The following is a 16,786-nucleotide window of genomic DNA, read 5'->3' on the forward strand; positions in this document are numbered from 1 at the left end:
GAGGCCACGAACCGTTCTTCTGGAGGTCCCCATGAATCTCAGGTCAGTGAATCTCAGGTCAATGAATCGCAGGTCCATGGCTCGCACCCTGATCGGCCTTTCGGCTGCGGCCGTCCTGGCCGGATGTGTCGTCCATCCCCATCGGACGCACTACGCGACCTGGCACGATCATCGTGCCGCACACCCGCACGCGCGCTACGTGGTGGTCCACCATCGCCCGGCCCCGGACCGGACCTGCTGGAAGGTCACGCGTGGATGGCGCTGCGTGGCCCGGTAACCGCCTGCAGGCCGCCGCCTATTCGAAGCCGTCGGCCCAGATGCGGTCGAGCGCGATCGGATAATCGATTCGCATCGCTCCGTTCATCGGCCCGTCGATCTGCTGGACGGTGCCGTCCGGCCAGGTCACGCGCATCGTCGAGACCGAGCGACCGCCGAGACCGAAATGCAGTCGGCGGCTCTGCACGCCGCCCATCCCCGAACCGGCATGGACCTGCCGCAGTTGGGCGGCTCCGTCGTCCATGCCGAGTTCGACGCGCGCGCCGATCGCGGTCGAGCGCAAGCCGCCTCGGCCGACCAGGTCGAGCTGCAGCCAGCCGGTGTCGTCGGCGGGATCGAGACCGTTGACGTGCAGCCGGTAGTCCTGGCCGAAATTGCCGAGGATCAGGTCCATATCGCCGTCGCGATCGAAGTCGCTCGCCGACGCACCCAGCGATGCATCCCCGCCGGCCGTCAAGGAGCCGGCGGGCGATTCGCCGAAGCTGCCGTCCCCGATGTTGACGAACATGCGGTTCCGGCCGGCGTCCTGGCTGTCCATGATGCTGGCGAAGAAGTCGAGCCAGCCGTCGTTGTCGAAGTCGTGCAGGATCGTCGCCCAGCCGATGCCGTCGTCGATGGCCACTCCGGCCTGCGCGGTGACTTCGATGAACGTGGGGGACCCCTGGGACAGCTGGTTCTGCAGCAGGATCAGTTCGTGGCTGCCCGAATAGACGAGATCGAAATCGCCGTCGCGGTCGTAGTCGCCGAAGGCCACCCCCATGCTGTCGGCGGGTCGATGCGTTCCGCTGGCCAGGGAAACGTCGGTGAAGCACCACGAAGCGCACCCCGGTCCGTCGTTGCGCCACAGGAGGTTGCCGAAGGCCTTGTCGTTGACGACGTAGAGGTCGTCGTCCCCGTCGTTGTCGAAATCGAACCAGGTCGCGGCGAACCCGGGGCCGCGGGTCCGGTCATCGTCGAGCAGGTCGGTCACGTCGGTAAAGGTGCCGTCGCCGTTGTTGCGGTAGAACGCATCGCGGCTCTCGGGCAACTGGGCCTGCTCCAGGTAGTACCAGTGCACGATGTAGAGGTCGAGATCCCCGTCGCGGTCGTAGTCGGCCCAGGCGGCCGACTCCCCGTCGCCGACGCGGGTCAGGCCGGCGGACTGCGCGACCTCTTCGAAGGTCCAGCCGCCGAGGTTCCGGAACAGCGACGGCGTGCCGCGTGACAGGACCAGCAGGTCCTCCCGGCCGTCGTTGTCGTAGTCCGCGATCGAGGCTCCCCCGCTGATCCGATCGTCCAGTTCGAGCAGGCCGCCGGTGTCGACCTGCACGAAGTTGCCGCCGCCCAGGTTCCGCCACAGGCTGTTCGAACCCGCAGACGAGGTCAGGTAGAGGTCGTCCAACCCGTCGTCGTCGAAGTCTCCCCATGCCTGCCCGGTGACGAGATAGACGCTCTGGTGACCGGCCGCGATGCCGGCCGCGTCGGTGCCGTCGTCGAAGGGGAGCGAGGCCGCCACGGGTTCGGACAGCCACAGGACCAGGACCGGGACCAGGTATCGCATCGCACCCCCCTTCCGGGGCAATCGAATCGTCATTCGACATGGTGACCGGAGCGGGCCGCAAAATCAATTTCCAGCGGCGGCGATCGGCGACGGCCATGCTATCGTTGAGGCCGGTGGTTCGAACGGGTACGGGACATGGCCGATCGCGAATTCGACCTGGTGCTGATGGGCGCCACGGGGTTCACCGGACAGCTGGTCGCCGAGTACCTGCTCGAGCGCTACGGGGCCGGGCGCGATCTGCGCTGGGCGCTGGCCGGGCGCAACCGGGACAAGCTCGAGTCGGTACGCAAGGACCTGGGCGCGGACGCGTCCGACCTGCCGTTGATCGAGGCCGACAGCTTCGATCGGGCGTCCCTCGACGCAATGGCGAAGCGCGCGCGAGTCGTGCTGACCACGGTCGGCCCCTACGCGCTCTATGGCGAGGAACTGGTTGCTGCCTGCGCGTCCAACGGAACCGACTACTGCGACCTGTCCGGCGAAGTGCCGTTCATGCACCGGATGATCGATGCCCACGGCGACGCCGCTCGGGCCAGCGGTGCACGGATCGTCCATTGCTGCGGCTTCGATTCGATTCCGTCGGATCTCGGTGTGATGGTGCTTCAGGACGAGGCGATGCGCCGCTTCGGCAAGCCGCTCGAGCGCGTCGGCCTGCGCGTGAAAGCGGCCAAGGGCGGGCTGAGCGGCGGCACCTTCGCCAGCATGCTCAACATCGTCGAGTCGGCGCGCGCCGATGACGACGTCGCCCGGGTGGTCAAGAATCCGTACGCGCTGTGTCCGCCGGAGCACCGCAAGGGCCCCCGCCAGCCCTACGTCAACGGCCCGAAGTTCGACGAGGAACTCGACTGCTGGATGGCGCCGTTCATCATGGCCGCGATCAATACCCGCGTGGTCCATCGCGCCAATGCGCTGCGCGAGCACGCCTACGGCAAGGACTTCCGCTACGACGAGGCCGTGCTCACGGGCACCGGCGTCGGCGGCCGGGTCAAGGCCACGATGCTGTCCCTCGGCATGGGCGCGTTCGCCCTGGGCTCGGCGCTGAAGCCGACCCGGGGGCTGCTGAAGAAGCTCGTGCTGCCCAGGCCCGGCGAGGGTCCGGACGCCGAACAGCGCGAGGCCGGCTTCTTCAACATCGTCATCCACGGCCGTACGAGCGACGGCGAGGCCCTGCGTGTGCGCGTGCGCGGCGATCGCGACCCCGGTTACGGCTCGACCTCGAAGATGATCGGCGAGTCGGCGGTCTGCCTGGCCCGCGACATCGATCGCGAACGCACGCCCGGCGGGTTCTGGACCCCGTCGACCGCACTCGGCGAGGCGCTGCGCACGCGCCTGGCCGAACACGCCGGCGTGACCTTCGATCTCGAGGACGTGCCGCAGGGCTGAGCGCCGGCGGAACGGAGCAGCCCATGGAGCCGGACGTCGAACAGGACCCGAAGCCGAGCGCCGACGAGGTCGATGCGTCGCGGCAGGAGCTGGACAAGGAACGCGTCCGGGCCGTCGTCGATGCCGTCGACGAGCAGGATGCGCCGCGCCTGTCCGAGCTGCTCGAGCCGCTGCACGCCGCCGACGTCGCCGACCTCATCGAGCAGATCAGCAGCAACGAGCGACAGGCGCTGATCGAACTCTGGGACCGCCGCATCGACGGCGAGATCCTGTCCGAGCTCGACGAGTCGGTGCGCGAGCCGCTGATCGAGGCACTGCCGGCGGAGGTCCTGGCCGAGGCGATCCGGGAGCTCGACTCGGACGACGTCGTCGACCTGGTCGAGGACCTCGAGGAAGAACAGCAGAGCCGCATCCTGGGTGCGCTGGAGACGATCGACCGGATCGGCGTCGAGAACGCGCTGTCCTATCCGGAGCTCTCGGCCGGCCGCCTGATGCAGCGCGAGCTGGTCGCGCTACCGGAGGACTGGACCGTCGGCCAGGCGATCGACTACGTGCGAACCGCGGACGAACTGCCGGACCAGTTCTATCACGTGATCCTCGTTTCGCCGGCGATGAAGCCGGTCGGCTACGTCGCCCTCGGCCGGCTGCTGTCGTCGCGCCGCGACCACCCCCTGCTCGACATCGTCGAGCCGAGCTTCCGCACCGTGGCGGTGACCGAGCAGGAGTCCGACGTGGCCTATCTGTTCAACCACTACCACCTGATCTCGGCGCCGGTGATCGACGAGGACGGCCGGCTGGTCGGCGTCATCACCATAGACGACGCCATGTCGGTGCTGGACGAGGAGCACGAAGAGGACATGCTCCGCCTGGCCGGGGTCGACGAGGACTCGTCGCTGGCCGACTCGGTGCTCCAGACGACCCGGGGCCGCGCGGTCTGGTTGATGGTCAACCTGGTCACCGCGATCGTCGCGTCCATGGTGATCGACGCCTTTGCCGAGACCATCGACCAGATGGTGGCGCTGGCCGTTCTGATGCCGATCGTCGCGTCGATGGGCGGCAACGCGGGCACCCAGACCATGACCGTCGCGGTGCGGGCGATCGCGACGCGCGAGCTGACCGCCAGCAACGCGATTCGCGTCAGCTGGCGCGAGATCACCGTCGGCGCGATCAACGGCATCCTGTTCGGCCTGGTCATGGCCGGCGTCGCCGCGTTCTGGTTCGGCGTGCCGAAGCTCGCGCTGGTCATCGCGGTCGCCATGGTGCTCACGCTGGTCGCCGCCGCGCTCGGCGGCATCGTGATCCCGATCATGCTGGAAAAGCTGAAGATCGACCCGGCCCTGGCTTCGGGTCCGTTCGTCACCACCGTGACCGACGTCGTCGGCTTCTTCGCCTTCCTGGGCCTGGCCTCGGCCCTGTTGCTCTGACGCGCTTCAGCGCAGCGGCTCGAAGCCGTCCCTGAACACCAACGCCGCGCCCGGGTACGCGAACTCGACCCGGGCGTCGACGGGCAGTTCATCGAAGGTGCTGACCGCCCCGTCCGGCCATTCGATCCGCAGGCCGTCGGGCTGCCGGGCGCCGAGCCCGAAATGCAGGATTCGCTCGTGGCTGCTGCCGATGCTCTCGCCGATCCGCAGCTCGCGGTGGATCTCGCGGCCGTCGTCGAGGGTCAGGATGACCCGGCTGCCGGCGGCGTTCCGGTTGATCGGCCCACCGCCGACCAGCGCCACCTGCAGCCATCCGCCGACCGCCGGCGTGACGTTGCGCATCAGGCGGTAGCCGGTGTTGTAGTTGCCGACCACCAGGTCCATCCGGCCGTCCCGGTCGTAGTCGGCGCGTGCCGCCCCGATGGTCATGAACGGATCGGACGCGCCGGCCGTTGCGCTGATGTCGACGAAGGGCGCCGGGACCTCGTTGCGGTACACCCGGTCGTTCGCCGACGGGCTGGATTCGACCGTGGCGGCGTAGAGGTCGAAATCGATGTCGTTGTCGAAGTCCTCGAAGATCACGCCCCATCCGATCACGTTGCCGGTGCACTGCATGGCCGAGGACACGTCGGTCCAGGCCGTGCCGCCTTCGCGGGTCGGGTTGTGCAGCAGGATCAGCTCGGCGATGCTCGAATAGAAGAAGTCGAAGTCACCGTCGAGGTCGTAGTCGTCGACCGCGATGCCCATGCTGAAGGCCGGGCGATGGGTTCCGGTGGCGTGCGACACGTCGGTGAAGCACCAGCCGCCGCAGCCGGCTCCGTCGTTGCGCCAGAGCAGGTTGCCCCAGTGCTTGTCGTTGACGACGTAGAGGTCGGCGTCGCCGTCGTGATCGTAGTCGGTGAAGGCCGCGGCGAACCCGGGGCCGGACATCCGGCCTTCGTCCAGCAGGTGGCTGACGTCCTCGAAGCCCTCGCCGGCGAGGTTCCGGTACAGCCGGTCCTGCGCGCGCGGATCGGTTTCGTCTTCGTCGTAGAACCAGTGCACGATGTACAGGTCGAGCCAGCCGTCGGCGTCGAAATCGCCCCAGGCCGCCGATTCGCCCATGCCGTCATCGTCCAGGCCCATCGCCGTGCTGACGTCGACGAAGCCGGCCGCGGTGTTGCGGAACAGCTTCGGCCAGCCGAGACCGACCACCAGCAGGTCGTCCCGGCCGTCGTTGTCGAAGTCGGCCCATGTTGCCCCGCCGCTGACATGGGCGGGCAGGGCCACCTCGGCATTGCGGTCGGACACCTCGAAGCCGGTGCCCGTGTTGCGGTACAGCGTGTTCGGTCCGCCGCTGTCGGTCAGGTACAGGTCCACCCGGCCGTCGCCGTCGTAGTCGGTCCAGGCCTGGCCGGTGATCAGGTAGTACGCCGAATGCCCCTGCTGGATTCCGGCGTCGGCCGTGCGATCGACGAACTCGATGGCCTCGACGGGGCCGACGAAAAGGACGGCGGCGGCAAGAATCGACCGGCCGAAGGCGTGCTGACGTGCGTAGAGCGTCATGGTTTTCTCCCCCGAGTGTGACGAACTCCCTGTTTCTGCACCCGAGCATACGCTCGCGCCGATGCGGCCACAAGCGCACGATACGGGTCATCGGGACGAAGCGCTCCCCGGCACCGCACCGCTGTTCGCACGATCCGGCCTCGATTATCCTGATGCCTTGCCCATTCCCGGCAGCGCTCATGTCCACGATCGACGACATCCTGACGTACTGGTTCGGCACCCACGACGACGACGCGCGCGCGGCGGACCAGCAGGCCTCCCTGTGGTGGAAGAAGGACCCGGCCACGGACGAGGCCATCCGCCGCCGCTTCGAGCCGCAGGTCCTCGCCGCGGGACAGGACAAGCTCGACGACTGGCAGGCGACGCCGGAGGGACGGCTGGCGCTGATCCTGCTGACCGACCAGTTCCCCCGCAACATCTACCGGGACACGCCCGAAGCCTTCCGCTTCGACCGCAAGGCCCGCGACCTCTGTGCCGAGGGCCTGGAACTCGGCCAGGCGGCCCACCTGCGGCCGATCCAGCGGGTCTTCTTCTATCTCCCGCTGGAGCATTCCGAGGACATCGACGACCAGACCTGGTGCGTGGACCTGATGCGCGCCCTGGCCCGGGACGTGCCCGAGGCCTGGCGCCCGACCTTCGAGGGCTACGTCGACTATGCCGAGGCGCACTACCGCATCATCGAACGCTTCGGCCGCTTCCCGCACCGCAACCGGATCCTCGGGCGCGAATCCTCGGACGAGGAGCGCGAATTCCTGACCCAACCCGGCTCGTCGTTCTGACGCACCGACCGGAACGGGCCGATTCCACCGGGAGCCCCACCGGAGTACGATGAACGACCCACCGTGGAGCCACGGTTTGTTCAAGGGGTAGACCGGCCGGGCGTCCTGGCCCGGTCCCAACGGGAGATGACACGATGAACCGATTGACCAAGCGATCGATTTCGCTGGCCCTCGCGGCCGGCCTGTGTTCGGGCCTCGCCTTCGCCCAGGAAGGCGACGGTGCGCCCGAGATGACCGCCGAACAGGCCGCGATGATGCAGGCCTGGATGGAAGCCGGTACGCCCGGCGATCCGCACGAACGACTGGCCGGCCAGACCGGCGAGTGGACCGCCGACATGGAAATGTGGATGGACCCGGACGCGCCGCCGAGCAAGCTCACCTATTCGGTCAAGCGCAGCATGGAGCTCGACGGTCGCGTGCTCCACGAAGACTGGTCCGGCGAGTGGATGGGCCAACCGTTCCGGGGCGTCAGCCGGACCGGCTACGACAACATCACCGACACCTACTGGTCGACCTGGAGCGACAACATGTCGACCACGCTGCTGATGACCACCGGCGGCATGAAGGACGACGGGACCATCGAGATGACGGGTGAGTCGCCGAATCCGATGACCGGCGAGATGATGCCGAACCGCTTCGTCTGGCGCTTCCCGGACGAGGACACGGAGGTCATGGAGGCCTACGAGACCCGCGACGGCGAAGAGACCATGACCATGCGAATGACGCTGACTCGCGTCGGCAGCTGATCCGGAGCGGCCTTCGGGCCGCACCGATCACCCGGCCGGTCCCCCGCAGGACCGGCCGGTCACACGTGCCGGTCCTTGTCCGGCGCGCCGCCGACCGATCACGTCCGGCGCGACGCATCTTTCCGGCCGCATAGGGCCACCAGGCCGATCCCGACCAGGACCAGGATCCCGGACCCCACCAGCCGCCCGTCCAGCGGTTCGGCCAGCAGGGCCACACCGCCGAACGCGGTGATCACCGGCACCGCCAGCTGGGCCACCGCGGCGCTGTGCGTTCCGATTTGCCGAAGCGCCGCATACCACACCGCGTAGCCGAGGCCCGACGCCATCGCCCCGGATGCCACGGCGAGCGTGATCCCGCGCGGGTCCCAGCGCACGGCCGTCGCGAAGATGCCCAGCAGCACCAGCGCGGGTACCGTCGCTCGAACGAAATTGGCCGCCGTGACCGCGGTCGGATCGCCGCCGCCCCGCGCCCGCAGCGTGTAGATTCCCCAGGCGACCCCGGCGCCGGCCATGCTCATCGCCGCCGCGAGCGGCGGGGCGGCGATCCCCGGCCAGAGCAGCCAGGCAATGCCCCCGAGCGCTGCGGCGAGGCCGGCCCATTGACGGGTCCCGAGCCGATCGCCGCGGGCCAGGGCGACCGCCAGCATGGTGACCTGCACCGCACCGAACAGCAGCAGCGCTCCGGTGGCCGCGGTCAGGCCCCGATAGGCCAGCGAAAACAGCAGGGCGTAGGCGAACAGCGCAGCGGCCGAGACCCAGCTGCCGCGCGCGCCCGCACGCTCGATCCGGACGCGCACCAGCAGCGCCAGGACCAGCGCCCCAGACGCCAGGCGAACGGCGGTGAAGGTCAGCGGATCAATGGCCGTGCCGTCCAGCGCCGCCCGCGTCAGCAGGGAATTGGCGGCGAATGCGACCAGCGCGACGCAGGTCAGCAACACGATCCGGGGACGCGTCACGGATCGCACCTCGGCGACCGGCGCAGCCATAGCGGCAACGGCCGCCGATTCCGCCGGGCCCGGCTGGTAGGCTGAAGATCCGCCCCACCAGGAGAACGGTGATGGAATCCGGACTGGAGTGGACCGAGATGCTGCTTCGCCTGGGTGCCGCGGCCGCGCTGGCCGCGACCATCGGCCTGGAGCGAGAATTGCGCGACCGGCCGGCGGGCCTGCGCACCCACATGCTGGTCGCGCTCGGCTCGGCAACGTTTCTGATGGTCGGCTACGAGATCATGTTCGCCACCGCGATCGGCGACCCGTCGGCGCAGGTCGACCCGACCCGGATCGTCGAGGGGGTCGTCGGCGGCATCGGCTTCCTCGGCGCCGGCTGCATCATCCAGGCCCGCGGCACCGTGCGCGGCATCACCACCGGCGCGGCGATCTGGATCGCAGGCGCGATCGGCGTGGCCTGCGCCATCGGCGAGTTCAAGCTGGCGGTGATGACCACCGCCATCGCGCTGGTCACGGTCGTGGTGCTGGGTCACTTCGAGCGCCGCGTCGTGGACGACGACTGAGCATACCCGCAGTGGCCGGAACGGCCTCGCTTCAGTGCGACGTGGCCGGCTCGCCGGCCTGTCCCTTCTTCGCGCGCTGGCGCGTTCGCGTCAGGAAGCCGACCAGGCCGTCCGACGCATTGCGGACGATGACGTAGAGGCACGGAACGAGGAACAGGGTCAGCAGCATCGCCGACAGCAGGCCGCCGACCACGGCGACCGCGAGCGGCTGCATCAACAGCGCGCCCGAGCCTGCCCCGACGGCCAGGGGCAGCATGCCGACGACCGTGGTCAGCGTGGTCATCAGGATCGGCCGCAGGCGGATGCCCCCGGCCTCGACCACCGCCTCCTCGAGGGCGACGCCGGCCGATCGCTGGCGCTCGATGTACTCGACCAGCAGGATCGCGTTGTTGACCACGATGCCGACCAGCAGCACGGAACCGAGGAACACCGGGGCGCTGATCGGCGTCCCCGTCAGCCAGAGGGCGATCGCGGACCCTGCCGCGGCCAGCGGGGCCGCGGTCATGATGACCAGCGGATTGGAAATCTTCTCGTACTGCACCGCGAGGACCACGAACACCAGGAACACGGCAAGCAGGATGACCGTCGCCATCTCGCGATTGGTTTCCTGGATCGTCTCGAACTGTCCGCCGAGGACCACGCCGTACTGGTCGGGCATCTCGATCTCGCCGATCCGGCGCTGGACCTCGGCCATGATCGACCCGACGTCGTTCTCCGCCGTGTCGAAGTTGCCGACGATGCGCTGGATGCGCACCTGGTTCTCGCGGCCGATCTCGGCCGGGCCTTCCTCGAGCCGGAAGGTCGCGACCTGGCGGGCCTGGATCGGACCGTTGGCGCCGTTGGCCACGATGACCTGGCTCAGCGTGTCGATATCGCGCACTTCGTCGCGCGGCAGGCGCAGGCGCACGTCGTATTCGTTGACGCCGGTCGAGTAGCGCGTCGGCACGAAGCCGCTGACCGCGTAGCGCAGCGACCGGGCGACGCTGCTCACGTCCAGCCCGAGCGCGGCGGCCCGCTCGCGATCGACGTCGATCGACAGCAGCGGCGTGCGGTCTTCGTCCTGCATCTCGACCCCGTTCAGTCCGGGAATGCCGTCGAGTGCGGCGATGACCTCGCGGGCCAGGCGCTGCAGCGTGGCGATGTCTTCGCCGACCAGCTTCAATTCCATGTCCTCGCCCGAGACCCCGAAGGTCAGGCCCCGGATTCCCGGCGACCAGACGTAGGTGCGGGCACCGGCGATGTCGAGCGCGTTCAGGCGCTGCTGCATCTCGGCCACCCAGCGGCTGGCCGGCCAATCGGGGCGCTGTTCCGCGTCGTCGAGCTTGACCAGTACGTAGCCGCGACCCGGTCGCACGTTCGCGGTCCCGCCCCACACGTTTCCGCCGGCCAGCGCGAACGCGCTTCGAACGTGCGGCATCGTGCCGACTTCGGCCTCGATCCTGCGGGTTGCCGCATCGGTCTCTTCCGGCGTGGTCCCGGCCGGGAGCGCCAGGCGAATCCCCAGTTCACCATCGTCGAGCTGCGGCAGGAACTCGTTGCCGAGTCGTCCGGCCAGCAGCAGGCTGCCGGCGAAGATCGCCAGCGCGGCCGCCACCACCGCCCAGCGCCAGGCGAGGACCCGGCCGAGCGCAGCGCGGTAGCCGTCGGCGAGCCGGTCGATGAATCCGTTGAACGCTCGATAGGGGGCGGAGCGTGCGAAGCCCGACTCGAAGCGGATCCTGGCGAACTGGGCCGCGAGCATGGGCACCAGGGTCAGGGCCACGGCGAGCGAGGCGATCACGGCGAAGGAGATGGTGACCAGCAGCTCGCGAAACACCAGCGTGGCCAGGCCGGTGATCAGCAGGAAGGGCACCACGGCGGCGAGGTTGGTCAGGGTACCGGCGGTGATCGCCGACATCACTTCGTCGGCGCCGTCGTGGGCGGCCAGGTCGGCGGGCTTGCCGAGCTTCTCGCGGTGGCGCGAGATGTTCTCGAGCATCACGATCGCGTTGTCGAGCAACAGGCCGACGCCCAGCGCCAGGCCGCCCAGGCTCATCACGTTGAGGGTCAGTCCTGCCGCGCCCATCAGGGCGAAGGTGGCCATGACCGCCAGCGGGATCGACAGGCCGATCACGAAACTCTTGCGCAGGCTGCCGAGGAAGGCGAGCACCACCAGCATCGCCAGGACCCCGCCGAGGATCGCGGCGGCCGAGACCGATTGCACCGAGCCGCGGATGAAGTACGCCGCGTCTTCGGTCACCTTGTAGTCGATATCGGGGGGGATGAACCCCGAGGCCTTCAGCGAGGCAACCCGATCGGCGACCTGCCGGACCACGCCGACCGTGTTCGCATCGGGCTGCTTGAACACCGAGACCTGCACCGCCGGGGTCCCGTCGAGGCGCACGAACAGGCGCTGCTCGCGATAGCCGTCGCGCACTTCGGCCACTTCGTCGAGGCGGATGCGCCGGTCCGAACCCGGAACGGCGAGAAGCACGTTGGCGATCTCTTCGGGCGATGCGAAGCGACCGTCCGTCCGCGCCATCACGTCGAGGCTGCTCGACGTGACGTTGCCGGCCGCCACGTTGAGGTTTTCCTGGGCAAGCTGGTCGGCGACCCCGGCCAGGGTCAGGCCGTAGGAGCGCAGGCGCTGCTGGTCGACGATGACCTCGAGCTCGCGCTCCTGGCCGCCGACGGCTTCGACGCCGGACACGCCCTGGATCGCCTGCAGCTGCGGCGCCAGCCGATTGTCCACCCAGTCGCGCACCTCGCGCGGCGTCCTCAGTTCGGACGAGAAGCCGGCCTCGAACACCGACGAAGCGCCGGGGTCCCATTTCCTCAGGCGCGGCGGCTCGACGTCGTCGGGCAACTGGGCACGGGCCCGCTCGAGCAGCCGCGACGCGTTCTGCAGCGCGGTGTCGAGGTCGGTGCCGTACTCGAAGATCAGGCTGACGTCGGTCCGGCCTTCCTCGGCCTCCGACGACATCCGGACCAGGTCCTCGGTCGAGGCCAGCGCGCGCTCCAGCGGGCGCGTCACCTGTTCTTCGACGACCTCGGGTGCCGCGCCGGGGTAATCGACGTTGACGCGGATCAGCGGATAGACGACTTCGGGCAGCAGGTTGACCGGAAGGCGATCGACAAAGAACAGGCCGAGCACCAGAACCACCGTGGCGACGGCCGTGGTGCCGACCGGGCGGCGGATCGCCGCGTGGGTCAGGCCGCGGTAGTACTTCGTGCCACGCGCCGGATCGTTGTCGGTCGCGCCGCGGCGCGCTTCGTCGGCGCTCATCCGCGCACGCTCACGGTGTCGACCACGCGCACCGTGTCGCCCTCGGCCAGCTCCAGCGGATTCGACGAGACGATGCGATCGCCCGGCTCGAGGCCGCCGACGATTTCCCTCCAGTCGCCGCGAATGATGCCGGTGGACACTGCGCGCCGGACCAGCTGGTTGTTCTCGTCGATGACCATGACGTAGGACGGATCGCCCATACCCACCGAGCCGGCCGGCACCGCGAGCACGCCCTGCTTGTAGTCCACCAGCAGGTCGGCACGGGCCAGGAAGCCGGGGCGCACGCCCCGCGCGTAGGCATCGGGCAGCGCCACCTCGACCGTGATCAGCCGGCTCGCATCGTCGGCGGACGGGAAAATCCGGCGGACCGTACCGTCGAACGGCGGATCGTCGTCGAGGGCATCGATCCGGATCGGCACCGCATCGCCGACCCGGAGCTCGGCCACGTCGAGCTCCGAGACCCCGATGCGGGCGACCATTTCGTTCAGGTTGGCCAGTTCGAAGGCCGCGGCCAGGCGGCCGATCGCGGCACCGGGCTCGACCATGCGGCGGATGATGTGGGCATCGACCGGCGCGACGATCCGGCCGAACGCAACCCGGGTCTTCCACAGCTCGACGTCACTGCGCGCCACGTCGAGCTCGGACTGGGCGGTCACGAAGCTGGCCTCGTCGATGTAGTCGCGTTCGCGCAGCCGGCTCAGGCGTTCGAAGTTGGCTTCGGCCTCACGCAGCGCCGCCTCGGCGCGGGCCAGCTCGGCGCGTTGCTCGCTGACGTCGATCTGGGCCAGCAGCTGCCCGGCCTCGACCCGGTCACCGGCTTCGACGAAAACCTGTTCGACGATGCCGTCGGTGCGCGCGGCCAGCTGGACGGATCGCAACGGCTCGACGGGCGCGGAGACCTGGATGCGCCTCGACAGGTCGCGGCGGGCGACCTCGAAGGCGCGCACGGGCAGCGACGGACGCTCGAAGGACCGCGCCTGTGATTGCGCTTCGCCCGACTCGCCGCTGCAGCCGGCGAGAAGGCCGACCAGGAGACCGACGGCCATCACCGGGGCGAGACTCCGCAGGACTCGAATACATCGAAGGAATCTGTTCATGGCGCGGAGTCTGCGCCAAGGCGATGAATTTCCTGCGAAGTCCATCGCTCGCGGCGGACGCCCTCGCGAACCGGTCCCGAACGAGGATCAGGCCTCGTCGCGCACTGGAACGATGCGCATCAGCTCGCCGTTGCCGTGGTCCGTGACCAACCAGAGCGTGCCGTCCGGCGCCTGCTTGATATCGCGGACCCGACGTCCGATATCGAGCCACTCCTCGGCGGCCACCCGGCCGTCGTCCATCACCAGCCGGACCACCTTTCCGGTGCCCAGGCCGCCGATGAACAGGTCGCCCTGCCAGGGCCCGAACAGGTCGCCGGTGTAGAACGTCATGCCCGAAGGCGCGATGACCGGGTCCCAGTAATAGACCGGCTGGACCGTGTCGTCGGACTGCGTGTTGCCGCCGGTGACCGGGCTGCCGTTGTAGTTGATCCCGTAGGTCACCGCCGGCCAGCCGTAGTTGCGGCCGGCTTCCGGACGGTTCAGCTCGTCGCCGCCGCGCGGTCCGTGCTCGATCGTCCACAGCTCTCCGGTCCCGGGGTGGAGGTCGGCGGCCTGGATGTTGCGGTGTCCCCAGGACCAGACTTCGTCCGCCCCGGCGGCGTCGCCGACGAAGGGATTGTCCTCGGGCACGGATCCGTCGGGCCACAGGCGGATGACCGTGCCGATGTGGTTGGTCGGGTCCTGGGCCTCGGTCCGGGTCTCGTCCATGCGGTCGCCGAAGGTGACGTAGAGGGAGCCGTCGGTATCGAACACGATCCGCGAACCGTAGTGGCCGCGCGACTGCCACTCCGGCCGCTGGCGGAAGATCACCTCGGTACCGACCAGCGCATCGTTCGCCTCGCTGAGCGTGGCCGTGGCGACCGCGGTCCGGCTGGCGTCGGCGGTGGGCTCGGCGAAGGTCAGGAAGACGCGCCGGTTGGTCGCGAACTCCGGGTGCAGCGCCACGTCGAGCAGGCCGCCCTGGGCCACGGCATGGACTTCGGGCACGCCGCTCAGCGGTCCGGACACCACGCCGTCGCGGGTCACGTGTCGCAGGGCGCCCGGCCGCTCGGTCACCAGCAGCGATCCGTCGGGCAGGAACTCCAGCGACCAGGGGTGATCGAGGCCGTCGGTCACCGTTTCGACGGACCAGGCCGCGGTGAATTCGGGTCGCGGTGCGCGGGTCTGGCCCGGAAACGCCGGTTCCTGATCCTCGGCATTCGGCGGACGGGTCTCCTCGGGGCCGCGGCCCTCGACCGCGACCCGCCCAGCGGGACGGTACGGCGATCCAGCATGCGACGATCGATCGCCTGACGAACTGTCCGTCGAGAATCCGTCCTTCGAGGACCGAGCATCGGCCGTTCGAGCTTCTGCCACCGGCTCGATGACGGCATCGGCCGCGGGGTCGCCGGGCTCCGTTCCGTTCATGCAGCCGGACAGTGCCAGTAAGGCGGCGGGAAGCAGCAGCAGGGGTGTACGCATGATCGTTCTCCTTCGGCGGTTCAGGGCGACGAGCGTACGCGATCGCTCGTCGAGATCGATTGCAGCGCCTGCCGGCACTTGCGCTTGCGTGCAGTGCCTGGCCGGTCAGTCGACGCCGTCGGCGTCGCGGATGAACGCCGCGAGATCCGCTCGGTACGCGGCCAGCGATTCGTCGTGCAGGTACATCATGTGACCGGCCGGATACAGGTCGTAGCGGATTCGCTCACGCGCCTCGTCCGGAATGTCGAGCGCGCGCAGGTAGTAGCTCGTGGCCGCGAACGGCGTCGCCATGTCGTAGTACCCCTGCTGGACGTGGACATGCAGCCCGGGATTCGTGGTCATCGCCACGGACAGGTCGGGCAGCACGCTGACCGCCGGTTGGCGTCCGCCGTCGGGGCCGCGGTGGCTCCAGTCCCAGTCCAGCGGCCAGGCGCTGGTCCGGTAGTCCTCGCTGCGGCCGAAATCCAGGTCGTTGTGCAGGTAGTCGAAGAACGCGGCCGTGTAGGCCGGCCCGACCGACGGGAAGAACGGGTCGTAGTTCATCGTCTCGGCCAGCGAGTTGGTGGCCGGGCCGATGAACCGGGAATCGATCCGGCCGGTGATCAGGCCGTCGTCGCGCTTGAGCTCCTGCAGGAACTGCTGGTGGTCGACCCGCAGGTCGGCCAGCTCCCAGTAGCGCGCGGTCGTCCCCGTGTATTCGGCGAGCTGTTCGGCGATCGCGCGCTTGCGTTCGGCGTCGATCGTGTAGCCGGCCATCAGCGCCGGCAGGTAGTCGTCCATGGCGAAGGTCTCGACCTCGTCGATGAACCGGTCGAAGTCGGCCGGTTCCGGATCCAGCGCATCGTGGTACCAGGCGGTGGCTGCGAAGGACGGCAGGAACAGGGCGTGGGGAAGCTCGATGCCTTCGCCGTCGCGGCCCGCATGAACGGCCATGAACGGGGACACCAGGATCAGGCCGTTGAGGTGCATGCCGTGGGCGCTCTGCAGGTGGTGCGCAAGCCCCGCGCCACGGATGCCGCCGTAGCTTTCGCCGAGGATGAACTTCGGCGAACCCCACCGGCCGTGTTCGCCGATGTAGTCCTTGATGAACGCCGCGACCGATTCGATGTCCTGGTCCACGCCCCAGAAGTCCTTGCCTTCGCCATCGCCGATCGGGCGACTGAAGCCGGTGCCGACCGGGTCCACCATCACGATGTCGGTCACGTCCAGCACGCTGTAGGCGTTGTCGACGCGCCGCACCGGCGGCGGCGGCGCGAAATCGCCGTCGTTGATCACTGCGCGCTGCGGCCCGAGTACGCCCATGTGCAGCCAGATCGACGACGACCCGGGTCCGCCGTTGAAAGCGAACAGGATCGGGCGTTCGCGGAGGTTGTCGATGCCGGTCCGGTGATAGGCCGTGTAGCCGAAGCGAGCAACGGGCTTGTCGTCCTTTCGCTGGATCATCCAGCCGACCGTGGCCTCGTAGTCGATCCGCTGGCCGTCGATCCGGATCGAATGCGAGGTGGTCCGGGCGACCGGTTCCGGATCGCCTTCGATGCTCGTCGGTTCCTCGGAAACCGCGCCGGCGTCCTCGTGATCGTCCGCCGCAGCCGGCGTGGCGAGCAGCGAAAAAAGACAGATCAGGAACGGGAGAAGTGGGGCGGTTCGACCGGACGTGCGATCGGGCGCGAAAGCGGTCATCGAAGCCGAGCTCGAAACTGACATCGGATCGTTCATCGGGTCGGTCCTGTTCTGGCTATCCAAGAAGCATAACGCCCCGGATG

The 16,786-nt window shown here is 68.9% G+C and carries 13 protein-coding genes; 6 read left to right on the forward strand and 7 right to left on the reverse strand.

The annotated features are described in order from the left end of the window. Positions 1 to 76 precede the first annotated feature (76 nt). Positions 77 to 277: a hypothetical protein gene (locus KUV67_06785; GenBank protein ID MBY6204581.1), complete on the forward strand. Its 201-nt coding sequence runs from the start codon at positions 77 to 79 to the stop codon at positions 275 to 277. A gap of 18 nt (positions 278 to 295) precedes the next feature. Here the strand turns inward: KUV67_06785 and KUV67_06790 are convergent, their stop codons facing one another. After that, positions 296 to 1,816 carry a CRTAC1 family protein gene (locus KUV67_06790; protein MBY6204582.1) on the reverse strand — a complete coding sequence of 507 codons (1,521 nt, stop codon included), beginning with the start codon at positions 1,814 to 1,816 and terminating at the stop codon, positions 296 to 298. Between the two features lie 135 nt (positions 1,817 to 1,951). On the opposite strand from KUV67_06790, the gene KUV67_06795 reads away from it, so the two are divergent. Next, complete coding sequence (locus tag KUV67_06795; GenBank protein ID MBY6204583.1) at positions 1,952 to 3,196, forward strand: saccharopine dehydrogenase NADP-binding domain-containing protein; 1,245 nt, start codon at positions 1,952 to 1,954, stop codon at positions 3,194 to 3,196. A gap of 23 nt (positions 3,197 to 3,219) precedes the next feature. Next, entirely contained in the window at positions 3,220 to 4,620 is a 1,401-nt protein-coding gene (gene mgtE / locus KUV67_06800; protein ID MBY6204584.1) for a magnesium transporter, read from the forward strand. A gap of 6 nt (positions 4,621 to 4,626) precedes the next feature. On the opposite strand, the gene KUV67_06805 is transcribed toward mgtE, so the two are convergent. Beyond that, on the reverse strand, positions 4,627 to 6,165 hold the full coding sequence (locus KUV67_06805) for a CRTAC1 family protein (protein MBY6204585.1): 1,539 nt from the start codon (positions 6,163 to 6,165) through the stop codon (positions 4,627 to 4,629). A gap of 179 nt (positions 6,166 to 6,344) precedes the next feature. On the opposite strand from KUV67_06805, the gene KUV67_06810 reads away from it, so the two are divergent. Beyond that, positions 6,345 to 6,944, forward strand: a complete 600-nt coding sequence (locus KUV67_06810; GenBank protein ID MBY6204586.1) for a DUF924 domain-containing protein — start codon at positions 6,345 to 6,347, stop codon at positions 6,942 to 6,944. A 134-nt stretch (positions 6,945 to 7,078) separates the two neighbouring features. Beyond that, a complete protein-coding gene (locus KUV67_06815; GenBank protein ID MBY6204587.1) occupies positions 7,079 to 7,690 on the forward strand; it encodes a DUF1579 domain-containing protein in 612 nt (203 codons plus the stop codon). A gap of 98 nt (positions 7,691 to 7,788) precedes the next feature. Here KUV67_06815 and KUV67_06820 read toward each other — a convergent pair whose 3' ends face one another. Next, positions 7,789 to 8,676 (reverse strand): DMT family transporter, encoded by an 888-nt coding sequence (locus KUV67_06820; GenBank protein ID MBY6204588.1) that lies wholly within the window; start codon positions 8,674 to 8,676, stop codon positions 7,789 to 7,791. Between the two features lie 71 nt (positions 8,677 to 8,747). Between KUV67_06820 and KUV67_06825 the strand changes: the two genes are divergently transcribed. After that, the gene (locus tag KUV67_06825; GenBank protein MBY6204589.1) at positions 8,748 to 9,200 is read left to right on the forward strand and encodes an MgtC/SapB family protein; all 453 of its coding nucleotides are present in this window, start codon (positions 8,748 to 8,750) and stop codon (positions 9,198 to 9,200) included. Positions 9,201 to 9,231: 31 nt separating this feature from the next. Here the strand turns inward: KUV67_06825 and KUV67_06830 are convergent, their stop codons facing one another. The 4 genes from KUV67_06830 to KUV67_06845 form a co-directional block, all read right to left on the reverse strand. Next, positions 9,232 to 12,465: an efflux RND transporter permease subunit gene (locus tag KUV67_06830; protein MBY6204590.1), complete on the reverse strand. Its 3,234-nt coding sequence runs from the start codon at positions 12,463 to 12,465 to the stop codon at positions 9,232 to 9,234. Beyond that, positions 12,462 to 13,511 carry an efflux RND transporter periplasmic adaptor subunit gene (locus KUV67_06835; GenBank protein MBY6204591.1) on the reverse strand — a complete coding sequence of 350 codons (1,050 nt, stop codon included), beginning with the start codon at positions 13,509 to 13,511 and terminating at the stop codon, positions 12,462 to 12,464. Before KUV67_06835 ends, KUV67_06830 begins: the two co-directional genes overlap by 4 nt. A gap of 138 nt (positions 13,512 to 13,649) precedes the next feature. Next, the gene (locus KUV67_06840) at positions 13,650 to 15,023 is read right to left on the reverse strand and encodes a PQQ-dependent sugar dehydrogenase (protein ID MBY6204592.1); all 1,374 of its coding nucleotides are present in this window, start codon (positions 15,021 to 15,023) and stop codon (positions 13,650 to 13,652) included. Between the two features lie 105 nt (positions 15,024 to 15,128). After that, the gene (locus KUV67_06845) at positions 15,129 to 16,703 is read right to left on the reverse strand and encodes a hypothetical protein (GenBank protein ID MBY6204593.1); all 1,575 of its coding nucleotides are present in this window, start codon (positions 16,701 to 16,703) and stop codon (positions 15,129 to 15,131) included. Between the last annotated feature and the right edge of the window lie 83 nt (positions 16,704 to 16,786).

This window comes from Halomonas denitrificans, assembly GCA_019800895.1.
Classification (GTDB): Bacteria; Pseudomonadota; Gammaproteobacteria; order Xanthomonadales; family Wenzhouxiangellaceae.

Coding starts and splice junctions, on each gene's coding strand:
- KUV67_06785 (MBY6204581.1), top strand. CDS start 77: ATGGCTCGCACCCTGATCGGCCTTTCGGCTGCGGCCGTCCTGGCCGGA.
- KUV67_06790 (MBY6204582.1), bottom strand. CDS start 1,816: ATGCGATACCTGGTCCCGGTCCTGGTCCTGTGGCTGTCCGAACCCGTG.
- KUV67_06795 (MBY6204583.1), top strand. CDS start 1,952: ATGGCCGATCGCGAATTCGACCTGGTGCTGATGGGCGCCACGGGGTTC.
- mgtE (MBY6204584.1), top strand. CDS start 3,220: ATGGAGCCGGACGTCGAACAGGACCCGAAGCCGAGCGCCGACGAGGTC.
- KUV67_06805 (MBY6204585.1), bottom strand. CDS start 6,165: ATGACGCTCTACGCACGTCAGCACGCCTTCGGCCGGTCGATTCTTGCC.
- KUV67_06810 (MBY6204586.1), top strand. CDS start 6,345: ATGTCCACGATCGACGACATCCTGACGTACTGGTTCGGCACCCACGAC.
- KUV67_06815 (MBY6204587.1), top strand. CDS start 7,079: ATGAACCGATTGACCAAGCGATCGATTTCGCTGGCCCTCGCGGCCGGC.
- KUV67_06820 (MBY6204588.1), bottom strand. CDS start 8,676: ATGGCTGCGCCGGTCGCCGAGGTGCGATCCGTGACGCGTCCCCGGATC.
- KUV67_06825 (MBY6204589.1), top strand. CDS start 8,748: ATGGAATCCGGACTGGAGTGGACCGAGATGCTGCTTCGCCTGGGTGCC.
- KUV67_06830 (MBY6204590.1), bottom strand. CDS start 12,465: ATGAGCGCCGACGAAGCGCGCCGCGGCGCGACCGACAACGATCCGGCG.
- KUV67_06835 (MBY6204591.1), bottom strand. CDS start 13,511: ATGGCCGTCGGTCTCCTGGTCGGCCTTCTCGCCGGCTGCAGCGGCGAG.
- KUV67_06840 (MBY6204592.1), bottom strand. CDS start 15,023: ATGCGTACACCCCTGCTGCTGCTTCCCGCCGCCTTACTGGCACTGTCC.
- KUV67_06845 (MBY6204593.1), bottom strand. CDS start 16,703: ATGACCGCTTTCGCGCCCGATCGCACGTCCGGTCGAACCGCCCCACTT.